This window comes from Halomicrobium sp. IBSBa (assembly GCF_017612575.1).
Classification (GTDB): domain Archaea; phylum Halobacteriota; class Halobacteria; order Halobacteriales; family Haloarculaceae; genus Halomicrobium.
On the sequence record NZ_JADPQC010000003.1, the window covers coordinates 321,270 to 338,855 of the forward strand.

The 17,586-nt window shown below is 56.4% G+C and carries 19 protein-coding genes; 13 read left to right on the forward strand and 6 right to left on the reverse strand.

All coding sequences use genetic code 11. From position 1 onward, the window contains the following. Nucleotides 1-44 precede the first annotated feature (44 nt). Together IL252_RS11200 and IL252_RS11205 are read right to left on the reverse strand one after the other, a co-directional pair. Nucleotides 45-500, reverse strand: coding sequence for a hypothetical protein (locus IL252_RS11200; protein ID WP_170094347.1), 456 nt, complete (start codon nucleotides 498-500; stop codon nucleotides 45-47). 2 nt (nucleotides 501-502) lie between these two features. Next, complete coding sequence (locus tag IL252_RS11205) at nucleotides 503-1,945, reverse strand: hypothetical protein (RefSeq protein WP_208628067.1); 1,443 nt, start codon at nucleotides 1,943-1,945, stop codon at nucleotides 503-505. 515 nt (nucleotides 1,946-2,460) lie between these two features. Here IL252_RS11205 and IL252_RS11210 point away from each other — a divergent pair. Then, nucleotides 2,461-2,622, forward strand: coding sequence for an AbrB/MazE/SpoVT family DNA-binding domain-containing protein (locus tag IL252_RS11210; RefSeq protein ID WP_170094349.1), 162 nt, complete (start codon nucleotides 2,461-2,463; stop codon nucleotides 2,620-2,622). A gap of 207 nt (nucleotides 2,623-2,829) precedes the next feature. On the opposite strand, the gene IL252_RS11215 is transcribed toward IL252_RS11210, so the two are convergent. Next, entirely contained in the window at nucleotides 2,830-3,420 is a 591-nt protein-coding gene (locus IL252_RS11215) for a site-specific integrase (protein WP_208628068.1), read from the reverse strand. A 332-nt stretch (nucleotides 3,421-3,752) separates the two neighbouring features. On the opposite strand from IL252_RS11215, the gene IL252_RS11220 reads away from it, so the two are divergent. The 5 genes from IL252_RS11220 (at nucleotide 3,753) to IL252_RS11240 (ending at nucleotide 7,616) form a co-directional block, all read left to right on the forward strand. Next, nucleotides 3,753-4,028: a hypothetical protein gene (locus tag IL252_RS11220; protein WP_170094351.1), complete on the forward strand. Its 276-nt coding sequence runs from the start codon at nucleotides 3,753-3,755 to the stop codon at nucleotides 4,026-4,028. 3 nt (nucleotides 4,029-4,031) lie between these two features. After that, entirely contained in the window at nucleotides 4,032-5,027 is a 996-nt protein-coding gene (locus IL252_RS11225; RefSeq protein WP_208628069.1) for a Cdc6/Cdc18 family protein, read from the forward strand. Between the two features lie 164 nt (nucleotides 5,028-5,191). After that, nucleotides 5,192-5,470 (forward strand): hypothetical protein, encoded by a 279-nt coding sequence (locus IL252_RS11230; RefSeq protein WP_208628070.1) that lies wholly within the window; start codon nucleotides 5,192-5,194, stop codon nucleotides 5,468-5,470. Nucleotides 5,471-5,472: 2 nt separating this feature from the next. Next, entirely contained in the window at nucleotides 5,473-6,261 is a 789-nt protein-coding gene (locus IL252_RS11235) for a DNA adenine methylase (RefSeq protein ID WP_208628071.1), read from the forward strand. A 173-nt stretch (nucleotides 6,262-6,434) separates the two neighbouring features. Next, on the forward strand, nucleotides 6,435-7,616 hold the full coding sequence (locus IL252_RS11240; protein WP_208628072.1) for a Fic family protein: 1,182 nt from the start codon (nucleotides 6,435-6,437) through the stop codon (nucleotides 7,614-7,616). Between the two features lie 812 nt (nucleotides 7,617-8,428). Here the strand turns inward: IL252_RS11240 and IL252_RS11245 are convergent. Further along, a complete protein-coding gene (locus IL252_RS11245; RefSeq protein WP_208628073.1) occupies nucleotides 8,429-8,734 on the reverse strand; it encodes a hypothetical protein in 306 nt (101 codons plus the stop codon). 247 nt (nucleotides 8,735-8,981) lie between these two features. Here IL252_RS11245 and IL252_RS11250 point away from each other — a divergent pair, with 247 nt between their 5' ends. After that, nucleotides 8,982-9,338: a hypothetical protein gene (locus IL252_RS11250; protein ID WP_208628074.1), complete on the forward strand. Its 357-nt coding sequence runs from the start codon at nucleotides 8,982-8,984 to the stop codon at nucleotides 9,336-9,338. A gap of 78 nt (nucleotides 9,339-9,416) precedes the next feature. Next, complete coding sequence (locus tag IL252_RS11255) at nucleotides 9,417-10,730, forward strand: restriction endonuclease (protein ID WP_208628075.1); 1,314 nt, start codon at nucleotides 9,417-9,419, stop codon at nucleotides 10,728-10,730. Between the two features lie 36 nt (nucleotides 10,731-10,766). Here IL252_RS11255 and IL252_RS11260 read toward each other — a convergent pair whose 3' ends face one another. Continuing rightward, nucleotides 10,767-11,567, reverse strand: a complete 801-nt coding sequence (locus tag IL252_RS11260) for a hypothetical protein (RefSeq protein ID WP_208628076.1) — start codon at nucleotides 11,565-11,567, stop codon at nucleotides 10,767-10,769. A gap of 151 nt (nucleotides 11,568-11,718) precedes the next feature. On the opposite strand from IL252_RS11260, the gene IL252_RS11265 reads away from it, so the two are divergent. After that, entirely contained in the window at nucleotides 11,719-12,114 is a 396-nt protein-coding gene (locus tag IL252_RS11265; protein WP_208628077.1) for a hypothetical protein, read from the forward strand. 120 nt (nucleotides 12,115-12,234) lie between these two features. Then, on the forward strand, nucleotides 12,235-12,690 hold the full coding sequence (locus tag IL252_RS11270) for a hypothetical protein (protein ID WP_208628078.1): 456 nt from the start codon (nucleotides 12,235-12,237) through the stop codon (nucleotides 12,688-12,690). Nucleotides 12,691-12,743: 53 nt separating this feature from the next. Here the strand turns inward: IL252_RS11270 and IL252_RS11275 are convergent, their stop codons facing one another. Next, on the reverse strand, nucleotides 12,744-14,015 hold the full coding sequence (locus IL252_RS11275; RefSeq protein ID WP_208628079.1) for a radical SAM protein: 1,272 nt from the start codon (nucleotides 14,013-14,015) through the stop codon (nucleotides 12,744-12,746). 137 nt (nucleotides 14,016-14,152) lie between these two features. Here IL252_RS11275 and IL252_RS11280 point away from each other — a divergent pair, with 137 nt between their 5' ends. The 3 genes from IL252_RS11280 to IL252_RS11290 all read left to right on the forward strand — a co-directional run bounded on the left by IL252_RS11280 (nucleotide 14,153) and on the right by IL252_RS11290 (nucleotide 17,575). Continuing rightward, nucleotides 14,153-15,208, forward strand: coding sequence for a radical SAM protein (locus tag IL252_RS11280; RefSeq protein ID WP_208628080.1), 1,056 nt, complete (start codon nucleotides 14,153-14,155; stop codon nucleotides 15,206-15,208). Nucleotides 15,209-15,327: 119 nt separating this feature from the next. Continuing rightward, nucleotides 15,328-16,512 carry a three-Cys-motif partner protein TcmP gene (tcmP, locus tag IL252_RS11285; protein ID WP_208628081.1) on the forward strand — a complete coding sequence of 395 codons (1,185 nt, stop codon included), beginning with the start codon at nucleotides 15,328-15,330 and terminating at the stop codon, nucleotides 16,510-16,512. A gap of 100 nt (nucleotides 16,513-16,612) precedes the next feature. Then, complete coding sequence (locus IL252_RS11290; RefSeq protein ID WP_208628082.1) at nucleotides 16,613-17,575, forward strand: hypothetical protein; 963 nt, start codon at nucleotides 16,613-16,615, stop codon at nucleotides 17,573-17,575. Nucleotides 17,576-17,586: the final 11 nt, after the last annotated feature.

A 17,586-nucleotide genomic window follows, 5' to 3' on the forward strand; every position in this document is an offset into this window, starting at 1 on the left:
CCGTGACGTGGCCGCTACGATCGGATTCGGGACCGGGCATCGTGCTACTGATCGTCCTCCTCTGGCCCGCCAAAGCCCGGTGTCGGGATGTCGAACGGGAGTCCTGGAAAGAAATTGCCCGTGTCTTCCTCGCTCAGGTACGCCGAGATCGCGTAGACCGCCAGCAACACAGAGCCGACGCCCAACGCGAACGACAGCGGCCCGAGGTTGAACATCCCGTCGGGACCGATGGAGACAGCGGTGCCCAGCGCTCCGGCGTTGATGATGGTCGCCGCCCCGCCGAACGTGGCTCCGATGAGATCGCCCACTTCGCTCGTGAGCGAGCCGACCGGGACGATGATCACGTCGGCAATAGTCAGCACACCGCTGGAGAGGGCTGTCCCGCCAGCCAGCAGGACAGCACCGATCCCCTGGAAGACGACGCCTGCGAGGGAGTCGGCTCTGGCCGCTCGATCGAACAGACGGCGAACACGAGAGCCGCCCGCACCGGAAGCGGACACGGCTACGACCCTCCGGCGTAGCGTCGCAGTCCCACTGCACCCAGGACCGCTCCGACGACGCTGATGGCTTTCCCGAACAGCGACGAGAAGAACCCGTCGCCACTCGTACCGGTCGGCCCCATCGCACTCGTGTCCTGGAGAGTGTCGACCTCCTCGTTCTGATAGAGGATGACGAAGTGAACGCGCTGATTCGTGTCGGCCGAGACAGTCGCCAGCTCGTGTGTCGTGCCCTGCGAGTTCAACGAACTCCCGTAGCTGGTGTACTCGGAGTCCGAGACGTTGCCGAACTCCGCGTCGCTATCGGCGTCGGGAGCGACCTCGGCGACCTGATACCGTTCACCGGGAAGCCCCTGTTCGAACTCCAGCGTGAGCGTTCCGTGCGAGAGGTCGATCGGCGAAGGGACCTGCAGGTCCGCGTAGAGTTCGAGCTTCTGGGGATAGCTGTACTCGTCGGCCGACGTGACGTTGATCGAGTACTCCGACTCGTCGGTGAGATCGGCGAACTCGTATCGCACGTCGTAGACGTGCAGATCCTTCAGAACCGCGCTGTCGAACTCGCTCCCGAGGGTATCGAGACCGGTGATGTCGGCGGTGCCACCCTCGTAGTAATCGGTGACGACGGTCTGTTCGCGTTCGCCGTCGCTGTCGGTGTCGCGCTCGATTTCGGCGAGATCGTACTCAGACTTCTTGTCCAGATCGAGACCGGCGACAGTGACCGTCACGTCGTTGTCGATAGCGACAATCTCGACCTTCTGAATGGCGTCAAAGCTCCCGTCACCGGAGCCAGCCAGTGGGAGGTTGCTCAGGCGCTCCTGGAGGACGTAGCCGTTGCCGGTACTGTTGGCGATGATGTCCGAGGCGTCGGCGTTCTCCGAGCCGTTGATCTCGGCGTAGCGGTAGTCACCGTCTCCGTCGACAGCACGCAGTTCGGCCGTGCCCGAGAGCGTCTCGACGTTCAGTACGGTCGAGAGGACGCGCTTGTTGGGGTCGTTCGTGATACTGACGTTCTCGGAGAGCGTCGCCGTCGCGGTCTCTCCGGAGGCAGCCGAAGCAGCGAACTCCAGTTTCTCGACGCCGTCGGCGTCAGCGTCGGCGACGCTCATCGACGACGATCCACCAGAGGAGGTCGTCCAGTCGGTGGCGACGGTCCAGTTGGCTTCGTTGTCGACTTCGCCAGAGATGCGGGGGAACTGCGTGTACACGTCGGCGTCGATCTTGTCGAAGCGGATACCGACGGGCGTGTCCTGTGACTGGTTCACCGTCGCCGGAAGCGTGGCGACCTCACCAGAGTCGTCGTAGTACTCCAGGGGGCCGTCCATCTCGTCCATGTCGTGGCTGGTGACGACCAGCTCGTCTTCGACGATGGTCGGGTTGGGCGTCTTCTCCGAGGTGAAGTTCAGGCCGGGCTGAGCGGCGGCCGCCGAGCCGGCGATGGGCGATGCCACGAGCGTCAGGGTCAGGAAAATCGCGAGTATCGTGTTTCTCATTCGTTCTGTGAGCGGTTTCGGTCGCTACCCGTGGTTTCGGCGCGAAAACGGAGGTTGCACTCAGTGTCGTCGAGCCGGGAGACGACTCCAGCGGCTTCGATGGGTCTCACGCGCTTCCTCCTGGGGCAGGTTTGTCGACAAGATCGCGGCTCGCCCCGCCGGCTTCTCGACGGGACCGCACGCGCCGCTGCTCGTCGACGTTGTGCCAGTCGATTCGCCAGTTTCGACTGGGCCGTTCTGGCCCGTCAGCCGGCGGTTCGTCGCCGCCGGCAGCGTCGTATCGCATGGGTAGGGGTACTATCCGCGACGCTTGGTCGCGGATACCCGCGCCATCCGGAGCCGTGGATAAAGTATCAAATAAAATAGCTATGCGGTAGCTGAGCAACGGCTACGTATCTTCTACAGAATAGCTATTAATCCGCTACATACGGTGGCAATGCTTTTTGATCCCCACGTCACACATTTAGCTGTCTATGGGCCGTAAACCATGCTCGCGGACGGTGACCGATCTCGGGGGAAGCGTCGGGGTCAGTATCCCGAAAGGGCTCGCTGACGCGTTCGAAATCGAACAGGGCGACGAGGTCCTGATCGAGTGGGACATCGACGACGGCAAAATGATCACGCGTCTCGACTGAGAGTCACTTTTCCCGGCACATCTCCCGAAAACCTATCACATCAGTAGTCACATCCACAACTACCGCCTCGCCGGACCTGCCCGGCGGTCGTCACTGTAGGATGTGACATCCGCGAGCATGGAAACTGACCGGGCCACGAAAGAGACGTTGCGGGGCGACCCTATCCGTATGCTGGACCGTTCTACGGAGATTTAGAAGTATCGGCGATCACAGTTCTGCGAACGCCTCGTCGATCACGTCCTCACTGGGCGCGTTGAGGTAGGGCTCGATTGCAGCGAAACTGTCCCAGCCACCGACGGCCATCACGACGCGCGGGTTCATCTGCTGGTCGACCAGGAGGCGCTGGGCGAAGCGCCGCCGGAGGTCGTGCGTCGAGACCTTCTCGAAGTCGTCGTCGCCAGTTTGATCAGCTGCACGCTCGGCGGTCCGACGGACCACCGCGCGGACGCCGGGCTGGGACAGGTCGACGAACGGATCTTTCGGCGCGATGTTGTGCTCGTTCTGGTAGCGCTGGAGATCGCGCTCGACGCTGTCCGGGAGGTAGGCGTCGCGAGGCTTCCCGCCGTTCCCGCTCGTGTCCTTCCCGGCCTCGACCCGAAGACGGTACTGGCCGCTCTCGGTCTGCTTCACGTCGACGGGACGGACCTGCGGGATCTCGAAGGCGCGCATGCCGACGAACGCACCGAGCTGGATGATTAGGTCGTCGCGCTGGCTATTCGTCGCTCGCCGGAGGTCCTCGATCTCGCCGTCGGTCAGCCAGACCTTGTGTTCGTTCCCCTCGGTCGCTTCGATTCGCATACCGATTTCTTCAAAAGTCGTTAGTAAAGTAATTCCGAACGGTGGGATCGGTCCCGATACACCCCGCGTACCGAGTGAAAATCCCGGCGTCTGTTACGACTTGTATAACAAGTCGTCTTTCGCCCGCTCCACTTCTGATGTTCTCTCTTTTTGCTCTACTTTCACTTTCACTCTGGACGTGGCGACCACCTATTTACCAACTCGTTCATGCCACGAATATGGAAGAAAATAACCGAGAGATGTTTCGTCAACTCCGATCGAAAGCCGTCGATCGGTACGAGAGTGGGCGATGGGATCGAGACGCCGCGATTGACCTGCTGCGGCACGCTCACATGACGTACCGTATCGAAGCACCCGACGACCAGATCGTTCGCGGCTATCGCGACCATCAGGACATCAAATACTGTCCGTTCTGTGGCTCCGGTGCTATCGAATTTTACGGGTGGCTACCCCACGATGACGAACCCGACAGGCCGACCGAGCGACTCTTCGACTGCGATAACTGTGGGGGGTTCAGCGTCGATGGCGATGTCGTGGGGGCCGAACGCAACGTCGCCTTGCCGCGGGAACTGTGTGAATCGTCTGACCAGTGGTACGCCAACGAATGACCCATGATCACGAACGCCAAGGTCTTCCGACCGGAGTATCCGCCGCGGGATCTGTACCATCGCGAGGGACAACTCGATCACCTCTCGTCGGTTCTCGACCCGACGAGGGTCGGTCGCCCCGAGGATGTCTGTATCTTCGGCCCCAGTGGCGCGGGAAAGACAACGATCGCGAAATACACGCTCGGCCAGTTAGAGAAGGAGGCGTTGAATTTGCGATGGGCGTACGTCAACTGCATGGCCGACAACACACCTGCTGCAGTCCTCTTCGAGATCATCCGAGAGACCGGTCTCGGTGCCGACCTCAAGCGCGAAGGGACGGCGTCGTCGGAGGCCGTACGCCGACTCCGAGAGTGTGACGACCACATCATCGTAGTCCTCGACGAGGTCGGATCGATCGACGATCAGCCGTTGCTCGCCCTCTGGAACGTGCCGAACGTCTCGCTCATCTGCATCACAATCGACGAAGACAAGTGGTTCACAGAGCTCAGTACGAAGACGAAATCACGGATGCAGAGCGCTGAAACTGTCCGAATGGACAAGTACAGACACACCGAACTCGTCGACATCATCGACGGCCGCGTTGAACACGGACTGGTCGGCTCGCGGCTCGCCGACGGGGTTATCGACTACATCGCGGACCTCGCGGCCGGCGATGCGCGTCATGCAATCGCACTTCTTCGGCAGGCCGCTCTGCACGTCGAACGCAACGAGAACAACCAGCTCACCAAACCAGTCGTGGATGCAGTCGCCGACGACGCCGCAAGTGAAATCCGCGATCGAAATATCCGGTCACTCGGTTCGCACCATCGTCTCTTGCTCCGAATCATCCGCGATGCCGACGGGATCGACAGCGGGACGCTCCACGCCCGCTACGAAGACCGCGCCCAGTCGCCGAAGGCACGGTCGACCCGCCGACGGTATCTGCGGAGCCTCTGCCAGTCGGATCTGATCGAACGCGATGGGAGTACACAGGACAGCCGATACCGACCGCTCTGTTGATCGCGAAGCCTGCCGTTTCGGTCACATTCGGTCACTGTTCGGTCACCTCGCATCGGCCATTTCAGCGCCGAATAGTGCCGAATCGCTCGAAATAGCCAGCTATCGTGGCGATTCGGTCACCCGCCCGCCGCAGCCCTTTTAGCATCGGTCTAGTCGATTCAAACATGTCGCGCTCACAGCGGCCAGATCAGACGACCCGTCGACGAGTCGGCGACGAAGATGTCCGCGTTCGTCTCTGGCGATCCGACCCAGAGTTCGCCGCTCGGATCGAGATTGACGCCGAAGAGCCGTGGGTGTTCGGTGTCGACGCTGAGGGGATCGCTACGCCACTGACGACGGCAGTGGCCACCGATACTGTCTGCGATCTAGACATCCCGGGATGGGTGACGGAGATCCTCGTCGGGCTCGGCGTGGTCGACATTCAGACGCGAGGTGATGCTTGACGATGGTCGACGCTGTCTTCCCCTTCCCAGGTGGCAAGAGCCGACTCGCGTCGTGGATTCTCGACCAGGTCCCACAACACGAGTGTTTCGTCGAGGTGTTTGGCGGCGCTGCCGGTGTCCTGGTGAACAAAAACCCCGACACGAGCACTGTGGAGGTGTACAACGACCTCGACGAGGATCTCGTACACTTCTTCGAGGTGCTCCGTCAGCAGCCCGACGAACTGGTGCAATGGCTCTCATCTGTGCCGTACTCGCGGGCAATTCACTCCGAGTGGGCCGAAGCGTACTACCAGGGCTACCGCCCGAAAGAGGACGTCAAGCGGGCCGGCCAGTTCTTCTATCTCCGCTACGCGCAGTGGGGCGGAGCTTACGACGGACAAAACGGCTTCGCAACGAGCAAGGTATCGAATCGGGCGCTCAGCTTTGCGAACAAGATCGATCGGCTCCGGGAGTTTGCCGACCGGTTCGAGGATGTCGTCGTCGAGAACCTTCACTGGCAGGCACTGGTCGAAAAGTACGACAGCGACGAGACGGTGTTCTACTTCGACCCGCCCTACGTCGGGACCGAAGACTACTACCCCACCAGCGAGATCGTCCACGAGGAACTGGTTGGGATGCTCAGTGACCTCGACGGCTACGGGATCTGCTCGTATCAGGAGCTCCCCGAGGGTAGTTCGGATTTGAGAGTGCTGGCCCGTGACAGCAAGAACTACATCAACAGTGGGACAAGCGGCTCGGCAAACGAGACGCGCGAGCGGTTACTGCTGAACTTCGATCCGGTCGACCAGTGAGTCCCGACGATTGTGGCTGTGTTTTGCGGCAACAGTGCGAAAGTACCGGATCGACACGGTGTTATCGTTGCGTATAGGGTGCTGGGACACAACATTCTCTTCTCTTGCAGGACCTTCTTTGCATTTAGAGGGGCTAAATTCATTTACCTCGCGAAAATAGGGACAGTACGTGCATGAGAGATAGCGAACTCGAAGACTCCGCACCCGGTGATCTCATCTCCTACGGGCGGGAGTCGTACTACAGGCCAGATCCACTCCCACCCTCGCGGGATCTCGCATTGGATTCGGACTTCTACGACCTGCTGGCCGATGCCACGTTCTGGCTCGGCAAGCTGAGCGGCGTCAGCCTCGAACTCGACTTCCCGCCTGTCCTCTACACATCACTCCTCCGGAAGGAAGCGATGGAATCAGCTGAGATCGAAGGCGCTGATGTCGACTATAATGCCCTCTACAGCCTCGAAACACGAATTCTCGATGAGACGGACGGCGACACGCCGATCGAAGCTTCGACGAGCAGCGCGGAAACGAAGGACACACGCGAAGTCCTCAACTACGAACAGGCGGTCGAGGACGGGATCGATTCGCTCGATAGCGGCGAGACAATCTCTGTTTCGCTGCTGCATGGACTGCACGAGGCACTCCTCACGGACGTTCCAGACGACCGCGTCGCAACCGACACCATCGGTGTTTACAAGTCAGTGCCCAATCATCTCGGCGACTTCCTTCCTCCGGTTCCGAGCGAGGTCGACGGCCTCATGGACGCTCTCCTCACCTACTATCAGACCGGTGGGAGCTATCACCCACTCGTCGACATCGCCCTGTTCCACTACCAGTTCGAAACGATCCACCCGTACGGTGACGGTAACGGACGGCTCGGCCGCCTCCTCATCACGCTCCAACTGTACGACACTGGGCTACTCGAACGGCCGAACCTCTCCCTCAGTGAGTACTTCAATCGGAACAAAGCCACGTACGTCGATCGGATGGAGGCGGTTCGGACCCGCGGTGACTGGGAGCGCTGGTTGTCGTTTTTCCTCGATGGTGTCGCCCGGCAAGCCGAGGAGTCGGTCGACCGAACGCTGGCACTGGACCGGCTTCGACGGCGTTACGAAGACGAGTACGGCGGCGTCCAGTACGCGAAAAACCGGCTCGCGTGCTCGCTCTTCGAACACCCCTACGTGACGACGAAGACGGTCGCGAAGCGGCTCGATATCGAGCGGTCGACGGCCTATCGTGCGATCGATACACTCCAAGATGAGGGTGTCTTGGAGGAGGTAACGGGGCAACAGCGCAACAAGGAGTACCGCGCCCGGGAGATCTTCGAGATTCTCGAACGGCCGCCACAGACGTACTGATACTGCTGGCTGTTACTGCTTCAAGATATTCGCGACACGGAGTCGCGAAATGCTTCACAGACGGACAGCCGGCGGTATGAATTATACTGGAAATTGAACGATGTACACACCGGTCGCACTGCTGCCGTGCGATCGGATGTGCATTGACGTTCAATGGCTGCGACAGTGAAGAACAGCCACATCCGGACGGAAACTGCCGCGCGTTTCACTTTCACTTTCACTCCGCGGCCGTGGCTCGCCTCTTTTACCCACCAGTTCCATGGGACGACTGCGATGCAAAGGCACGCGATAGCAGTCGATCGGGAGACGGGGAATCGACCGAAAACGTGTGTACACGACGACCAGTGGACCTCGATCGTCGTCAAACAGCAGCCGACGGGGCGCTGGCTCGCTTCCCAGGATGGCATCCCGGTCGAGGGCCGCGGGGCGTGTGCCAGCGAAGCAGTGGCGGATTTCTGTGAATCCTTGCGACATGGCCCAGCTATCTGAGATTCCCGCGCTGATCGAAGACGGGTGGATCATGCGGTGCCCGAAGGGTCACGCCGATATCCGGGACAAGCAAGGGCCGACCGTGTACTGCCAGAGCTGTGGTTCGGGATATGACTACGAGGAACTCGTAGACACTCGGACGTAACGGGTGACGTTGTTCGCTGTCGTTCACTCGTGATCGAGGGCGACGACGACACCGATATCCAGTTGCCGAGCCTGGTCAAGGTCACGACCGCGGTTTTCTTTTTCTCCTCAGCGCGAATTGTTTCTGAAGTATGCTTCTCTGTCGTCGTGACATCTCACACCCTTCCTCATGTATCAGTTTAGCCGCGAATGAAGCTGGAACCTCGTTCAACCAGTCGACGGACCGACGGATATTCGAGAAGAACGATACCAGCGATGAGCGCTACGGGAGCAAAGCTGGGGTCAATCTCAACGGTGAAATACTTCGATGCTCCCATGAGGAGCAAGAACATCCCCATCACAAGCCGAAACTGCATTTTTCGGGACTCGTAGAGTGCGAACTCGACGGCCGCTCGAATTGCCTCACTGTCGGCGTCTGCACCAGATTGCTCTTTCAACTCCTCAACTTTCTCCTCGTCGATTCGGGCGCTGTACGTTGGTGGCATGTGATTGTCCACTGGCGGATGGTACTTATATCACATAGGTCCTTCAGTAGCTGAAGTTCCTCTTTTCGCCTGTAAACGCTCTTCTCCGTCGTGTTTACACCTGAACTGTCTAGTCGACTTATACCGACACCAATCTGAAAGCTACGCATGCCCGATCGAAATCACCGCTGTATCAACACCAGCTCCGTCAACGAGATTGCTCAGTATCTGGGGGCTGTTCCCCGGGTCGGAGTGGAGGGACGCCGAGATGACTGAGACGGTTTTGCTACAGCTCGAATTCGTCTTTTCAGTCTGGATCGAAGAGCTCCCGGATATCGTCCTGCAACATCTGACGCCGTTAGCACTCGTTACGCTGGGGTACTTTGTCGAGAAGCACTACGTGAGTCGAACAGCGGTCTTCGCCAATGCGCTCGCGATCAACGTGCATGTTCGTGATGTCGTCAGTCCACATCAACTGGTTGTCTTGTACGCGAACCTTGGACTGATCATGGCTGCTGTGGGGATGTACACCTACATCGAGAAGAATTCGCTCGGGAGTGATTACTATCTTCTCGCACAGGGCTACGGTTCACCTGTCGTGGCATGTGTTATTCTCCTGTTCTGAGAGTGTTTCAGCTGATTTGTGGCACTCTACTCATCAAGACGGTCGGTTTTATCTCCCTGATCGTTCTGCGGGCTAGAAATGACCGGCATCGTGATCTTCACCGCGGGGCGGGAGGACGCGTATCAGGACTATCTCAGATCGGTGCAGGAGGGCTACGAGCCCGCGGAGCTCGCCGACTTCCTACCGGAGGACTTCACGGCACGAGCGAGCGAGGACGAGCCGATTCGCGTCTGGGGGACCTCGGTCGCGAACAAGTGGCGGAAGGTCTCGCAGGGGGATCTCGTACTGGTGTACCGCGACGGCGGCTTCATCGCCCAGGCGCGAGTCCTGTCGAAGCGCGATGATCTGGCTCTCGCGGAGCACCTCTACGACCTCGAAGGCAATCCGTGGGATCTGGACAACCCTTGGCAGTACCTGACTTTCTTCACCGACTTCGAGGAGATCGACGTCGACGTAGCGCCGTTCAACGAGCTGGTCGGCTACGAGAGCGGGTACCGTCCCCAGGGATTCACTCGCGTCGCCGACGATCGCATCGAACGCGTCGAGGCCGAACACGAGTCCGTCGAAACCGCGATCAACGAACTGACCGACTCCGGGTCGCGAGTCCACCACGTCGACGACGATCCTGACGATGACGACGAGGAGGAGACGGCGGACTTCGGCGAGCGCCTCGTCGCAGCGAGCAAGAACGGCGACGCCTACGACGAGTTCGAGCAGCTGGTCGCGGAAGCGTTCTCCCGGCTCGGATTCGAAGCGCAGTGGATCGAGGGCGGCGACGACACGGACGTCCAACTGACGAGCCCAGTCGAGGCGATCGTCGAGGTGAAGGCCCGCGGCAACGGGCAACTCCAGTCGCCGGATGCCAGCCGCATTCGAGGGCATCAAGAGAGTCGGGGGGCTGAATACGCCGTCGTCGTCGCGCCCGGTTTCACGCCCGCCGCGATCGACGACGCGAACCGGGACGGGCTGGTGCTCGTGAGCGCTGCTCGGTTGCGAGGGCTGGTCGAACGACACGAGGAGTTCGGGCTCCGGCCCGAATTCGTCGCGTCGGTGTTGTTCGAGCCCGGTGCCTTCCTGGACGATCGTATGGATGAGATCGACGAAGCGATCACGGAGCGACGGCAGGCAGCGGACGAGCTGGTGTCGGTGATGGAAGCGCTGGAGCGCGGTGATGGGGCCTACACTGCTGGGGAACTACGTCACGTGTTGACCGGGATGCTCGACGGTGGGGTGCCAGATGAGGATCGGATTCGGTCGTCGCTCGTGCTGTTGGCGCACCCGAGTCTTAGGGTTGTTGAAGAAGGTGAGGATGGATACAAGTTGGCGACGAGTGCGGAGCAAGGAGCAGAGATGTTGGTGCGGTTCGGCGCGTTACTCAACGAGTCGGAGTAGCATGTAAAGTCGTGCTGCCCCCGTCTGAGCCCGATGTTATTTTTCGTTTGTAGATGTCGTATTCATTTGATGGATCTGTAACTCAGCACGGTTGTGGTACTGACGACCGTTGAAGGTCCATGAATAGGAATCTGTCATCAAAACAGACCCAGATTGCTGTGGTTCAGGGTACATATTTTGCGGAGGGGACTCAGGTGTGTGATCTACAATAAATACGAATATTGCTTCGTTAGAGGGTGTAAAGTCATCAATCTGTACCGCACCGTAGCAGGTCGAATTGGCTGGACGGTTTCTGAATTCACCAACCTGGACCCGATCGGACTGGTTGGTCAGGACAGCGGAGTCAAAGTTTGTAATCCCGAGCGACGCTGTTTCAACACATCCATCGAACCGGATGTTCAGATTGTAGTTTTCAATGGATCGCCGCCCACTGAGGCTCATATTCAGCATATATCTGGAATATGAATCGTTCTCAGGTAAGCCCGCTTGATGCAGAGCAGATGCTGGCGGTTCCCCAACATCATACACACCGATCTCTGGTGTCGGCTGTTGTACGAGGCCAGACTCTACTTGTGCGTCATAGATTCCAGGTGTGATTGCCGGTCCAAGGGCAGCAAATGCAACCCCACCGACGATACCGCCGATGATCGCAGTTCGAATTGACTTGGCTAGCAGTGTTTTGCGCTCTACATCTGCGAACAGAGTAGAGGCGGTTCGTGCTATAGTCTGGTCTGTTCTGGACAGGAAGAGGTAAGTTGGCAATCCGATCAGAACCGAGAGTAGCACGCTAAACAGCAGAGACAATACGAATTGGATGATTATGTCAAGAGGAGTCATGATATCATTGCTCGTCGGAAAGATAGTACAAAATAGTATTCAAACGAGCTGAATGACCCGGTAGCAGTCGTATGGTGTCCAGTCGCATGCTGTCGACTAAAACCGGCGAAATATTCAACAGGTTGCTGCGGATATCACAACTATCTCAGCTATGCTCTCACTCAATCCACTCGTCGACAATTCTGAGTGGACCCTCGAAGACACGTACCGGAAGGTCATTCCAGACTGTGAGGAGATTCGCATCGCTATCGGCTACTTCGACCTCTCTGGATTTGATCTGATCAAGGAAGATCTCGAGAATCTCGACGATCACAATGAACTCTGTGTCGGTGAGATGGAGAACGAGTTCGTTGTCCTCGCCAAGTTACTCCTGTGGCTTCAGCCCACGTTTCTCGAAAGAAGAAGCGATATCATCGAGAGATTCCCAGCCTGCGATGTCATCAGCAGTAATCTGCTGGAGGGTCATAGCTCACACCTACTCTGCACATTACATAAAACCCAGTCACAACGAAGGAGCAAACTCTTGAGCCCAACATTCCTCGGTTAGCTGAGAAGTGGCGGTATAGCCTACCGTCTATTACTTTCACTCTGGTTAACGAGCTTTTATTATCTAATCACACATACCAAACGACTGTCTCCCACTGAAAGCAACGGAGACAGAGACACAATGAGCACTGGACTCGCTATTGTTGGTACGATCGCGGCAGGATACGTCCTGGACAGGCTGAGCAAGACAAACAAAGACCACGACGACGTCGTCGAGGAAACCTTTCAGGCGGTTTCCGGCGCGGCACATCCAAACTCATCGATCTACACCGATCATATTGATGTCGATGCAGACGGAAATCCGCGCTCGGCTACTCCGGGCACAGATCATGTGCCGGATCTCGTTCTGGAGGGCTTCGAGGACAACAACATTGTCGTCGAGGTCGAGACAGGAGATTCACTAGATGGTGACGCACTCGAACAGCTCGCTGACTTCTCGGAGCCGGGGTACACGCGGACCCTTGTTGTACCAGACTCCGTGGTCGACGATGGTGTTCAGCTGATCGACGAATTTACCGAGTCATCATCAGCGAATATTGTTGTCTGCGGACCCAGTGATACACCGGAGTTGCTGTAAATAGGGCCGTACGTTTCCTCATTTTTGCGGCTGACGGTTACGGAGGCAGTAGGCTATTCTGCAAACGGCTCAGGCGAGATCTGCTGACGGATCTGTTTGAGCTCTTGCTTTTGAGTTCCATGAGTCATCTCAACGAGATCGTGACTGGGCCAGGTATGGATACTCAGATTATCGAACCGATTTGCTACGTCGCGTACCATCTGGATCTGGTTGAGAGCATACTCTCTCCAGTTCTCTCTCTCCTGCAATTCTCGGAATTGGTCTGCTTCAGACTGCAGTTCGTTCTCTTCCAGTGCTTCGATGCACATCTCGAAGTTGATTCCCCGGGGATTGATCGGTTCGTGGAACACGACCTCGGGATCAACCGCAGAGAACCAACTCAGAGCTTCGTGAATATCATCCCGATCCATCGTTGGATAGGTAGGTGAGAACGACACGAAACGGGGCACACCAGATTCAAATAGATCGTTCAGTGCTTCCCACCGAGCCATCGGTGGCGGTGCATTCGGTTCTAGAACACTGACAAGGGCTGTATCGAAACTCGGGATTGAGGAACCTACGGTAAGATTTCTGTCGGCCTGCTTGAACAGGTCAATGTCACGTGTGACGTTCGGACTGCGGGTGAGTATTCGAGTTGGAATATCGTGTTCAATAAGCTCACGGACGCATCCACGTGTGATTTGTGCAGCGCGGCGATCCTGGTAACAGTCCGTGCCACTGGAGAGCATCACAATCCCTCGGCCGCGATCTGTTGTCTTCCAGCTTGAGAAGTCGGTCTCTTTTAGACCCTGATGTACACGCTCAGGGAGGTCGTCGCGGTAGAGGAGGTAGTCGCCCCAGTCCTGCTGTGGATCATCGACATTGGCTCTATCATCGAGCATTTCGTCGCGATTGTCTACAGCTGGTGTCGACGGGACATAGCAGAACTTGCAGCCGTGCCGACAGCCGGTTGCGACGTTGATCACGTAGTCACAGAGACTCTTTTTATGGAGTTTCGACTCGCTCAGGACAGTCTTAGTCGGGTCTGCGTTGGTTCGTAGCCCACCCTGTTCGTGACTCTCGGCGCTGGTCGCGCAGTCCCAGCACAGGAGATTGCCGTCTTGCTGGGCACTGAATCGGTCATTGATCTGGTTCCCGCAGTCGTGACAGACGAGTCCCTGCTGCCAGAGATTGATACGGGTACCGTGGCGACGCTCCGCTTCGCGGAGTTCGTTGAGCGTGGGATTCTTCCCGAATTCTTCGACGACCTGTCCTTCGTCGTCGACGAGCTGGACGAACCGATCGTACCAACCGCCGTCAGGGTCCCGCTCAGTTTCCAGTTTCATGGGTGGGTCCCACTAGAGACATGATACCCTATTTTTATAATATCGAGGGGGATCCGGAGTGAAAGTGAAAGTGGAACGGACGCCTGCAGAGGCCAACACATTTGGGCATCGACCGAATTTTGTGGGACAAGACAAATATGACCGACAATCACGACAGCGTTCGCACGGGGGAAGATCCGACGAAGGCCATCCTGAGCGAGTCGGGTCTCAACAGCAAGCATCTGTGTGACTACGTCGTGAATGTCGCGACCGGCTGTCGGCACGGCTGCAAGTTCTGCTACGTTCCGTCGACGCCGAACATCCGAACACGGCCGGACATGCTGAAAGAGGAGGCCGACGTAGATAACGGTCAGAAGGAATGGGGAAACTATGTTCTCTATCGCGACGGTCTGGGAGAGCGCCTCGACGGGCACCTCGACCGAAAACGAAAGTGGCGCGAAACTGAGCGGGGGCAGGGCGTTGTCGGCATCTCGTTTTCGACGGACTGTTACATGGACGGTCGGGCAGGGAAGATCACCCGGAACGTCGTCGACGCACTGACGAGTCACCAGAAGTACGCGCGAGTGTTGACCCGGAATCCAATACTCGCCTTGCAGGACCTCGATGTCTTCCAGGAAGGTGGCGAATACGTGACGATCGGGTCTTCGATTCCGTGCATGGACACCGATCAGGTGGCGGCGATCGAACCGAGTGCGCCAGCCCCGGAACATCGACTGCGTGGTCTCAAAGAGTTCAACGAATACGGTGTCCAGACCTACGTGAGCATGAGTCCGACCTACCCGACACAGGACAAGGACGATCTTCGAGAGCAGTTAGAACGGGTTTCTGAATGTGATCCAGCGGTCGTCTTCCACGAACCGATCAATCCCCGCGGTGGGAACTTCGAGATGACCGTCGAAGCCGCTCGTGATGCTGGTGAGGATGAGCTGGCAGACGAACTGGACGCGCTGCGAAGTCGCGAGCGATGGGTGGAGTACGCGACGAATCATCTGCGCTGGGTACAGGAGATCGGGCAGGAACTGGATTTGCCGGTGCATCTATGGCCGGACAAACAGCTGATCAAGCACGTTTCCGACGAGGAAGCGGTGTGGCTCCAGTCGTGGCGAGATCGTCAGTCGCCCGAGGAATTTGCGGATCGGGAGACTCCTCATGCGCCTTTACCGGCATACCCACAGGAAAAGGCTAAACAGTGAGGGTCAGGTTACAGATATTCTCTGCGTTGGTTGGTTTGTCCGTTGAACTTATGTTATTGCAAAAGTATCTCCACATATCCAAACTGCTCCTCAACTAACGTAGTTTCTCTTGATTTGATATGCACGAAGACAGTGATGAACGCAAGCTAAGAAAAAAGGGGCAGACTGAGATGAAACACCGGATTCTCAGTCTATATCTCAATCCTTGGATTAAGAAGGTCAGTACGGTTGAGTCTGAATTACTATTTGTTGATGGTTTTGCAGGACCTGGCCGGTATCCAGATGGTTCGAGGGGGTCACCACTTATAGCGATGGATATGGCGGATAAGATGCTTTCTGGAACGTACGGGATCGACGAGAGACTAAACTCGTTTGATTGTATATTCGTCGAATACAACCCGGAGAATTTCGATAAGCTGCAAAAGTCAGTCAGAGAGAAAGAGAAAAAGATAGACGATAGAATAAATCCGAAGTGCATTCCAGGGAAATTCGAAAAGTGGGCTACAGCATTTATTGATAATCATAGGTACAAGTCCCCACCCCCATCGCTGATATTTATCGATCCATTCGGATACGGCAATATCCCGTTTGAACTGATTTCGGACCTGTATCAGTTGCGGGATCAGAGTCTGGAGCTTTTAATTACTTTTATGGCTGGTAAGATGGCACAGTGGATGGGAGACCCAAGTCACCAGAAGGCGATAACAGCAGCGTTAGGAACAAATGAATGGCAAAATCTGGTCACGCCAGACTTAGGGAAAGATGAGCGTGCGGAGCAATTCTCTTCATTCTACCAACACCAGCTCAAACATGAAGCAGATGCAAAATTTACTATGCCATTCGAAATGGTGGAAGAAACAAAGAGGCAGGTCTGCTACTACCTAATTCACGTCACAAACCACTGGCAGGGGCTCAAAGTCATGAAGGAGACGATGTTTAATGCTGGCGCAGAAGACGAATTCGCGTATTTAGGTCCAGATCACACGGGATACGAAGAGGAACAAATGTCATTCGCTGAATTCGGTGAAACCGATGACTTCGAGAAACGGATTGCTGACTTTGCTGATGACCTCTACTCGCGGTACAAGGGTGAAGAAATCGTTTTCCAGAACTTGCTTGAACAAACATTGGACAAAAATGTGTTCAAAATAACACACTATCGAGATGCCCTGAGAATTCTTGAAAATGATGGAAAGCTAGAGGTTGGCCATCGTCCACATATGGAAAACGGAAACAAATCGCGAGGATACGGCCGAGATGATATATTGAAATTTGTTAATATGTCTTTAGAATCCTTTATATAATTCATTACATGTAGTCTAATTGTGGTTGATCTGGCCAGTGCTAAGAATAGATTACTTACCCAAGACATATTTCACTCACGTGAAAATAGCTACCTAATCTATGCAATCTGCGACGGGTGGGTCACTTCTGGGGTTGAATCTCATTTACCTTGCATTTTTGTTGGTTCCCGGGTTCATGGCGCTACAAGGATATCTCCGAGGAAGCGTCCAACTAGACACAATGTCCCGTCTCGACAAGATTCTCTCGGCAGTCGTTGGCGGGAGTGTCTCCTTGGCGTTGATGTTGATTCTCAACCGCTTCGGAGTCCTGTACTACATTGTTCTTATATGGTACAACCTGGTTCCAGGTGGCCTCCACTACGATCTTACCGGAGTGCTTGGCTTCAGCCGGGACTACGCAGTCATGACCGGGAGCTTCTCAGAAACCACCGCTCTGAGTCTTATTGGATTCATTTTTGGCCAATCGGTTTTCGCATGGCTTGCTGGCTATCTCTATGGTACGTTCATTTACAATAAAGAAGACGGGAAGGGGAGGCTCCGATACGAGCTCGAACAACCATGGGAAACCGCTGTCGCAAATGGAAGTTATGGAGAACCGATAGAAGTCATCACGAAGAACGGACAAGAGATTCACGGCCGTCTCGATCGCATCGGCTCCCCCTCAGAAGACAACGACCTACTGCTGTTTGCAGCAACCAAGAAACTCCCCGAAAAAGATGACGAGCCACTCGGTGAGACGTACCACCACTACCGAGACATTTCTCAGGTAAGATTCCCAGAGATGGAGCCATCCCAACCAGATAAAAGAGGAAACTGGTTGATTGGATTTATTGCCAAATGGCGCTCGAATCTATGGAGGCTGCGGGAGGTACCATCACAACTCCGTTACCAGTATTACTACCAGCTCTACCGCTACCAGCTCTCCAGAAAAGAAACTAAGCGGAAACAGATTATCGGAACTATATCTCAGCTGAGGAGTGGATTACCAGAACAATCCGAGAACGGAGATATTGAGACAGCAATCAAGACTGCTGAATCGTTAAAGCGATGGTTCGATAAATAGTTCTCTGTAGC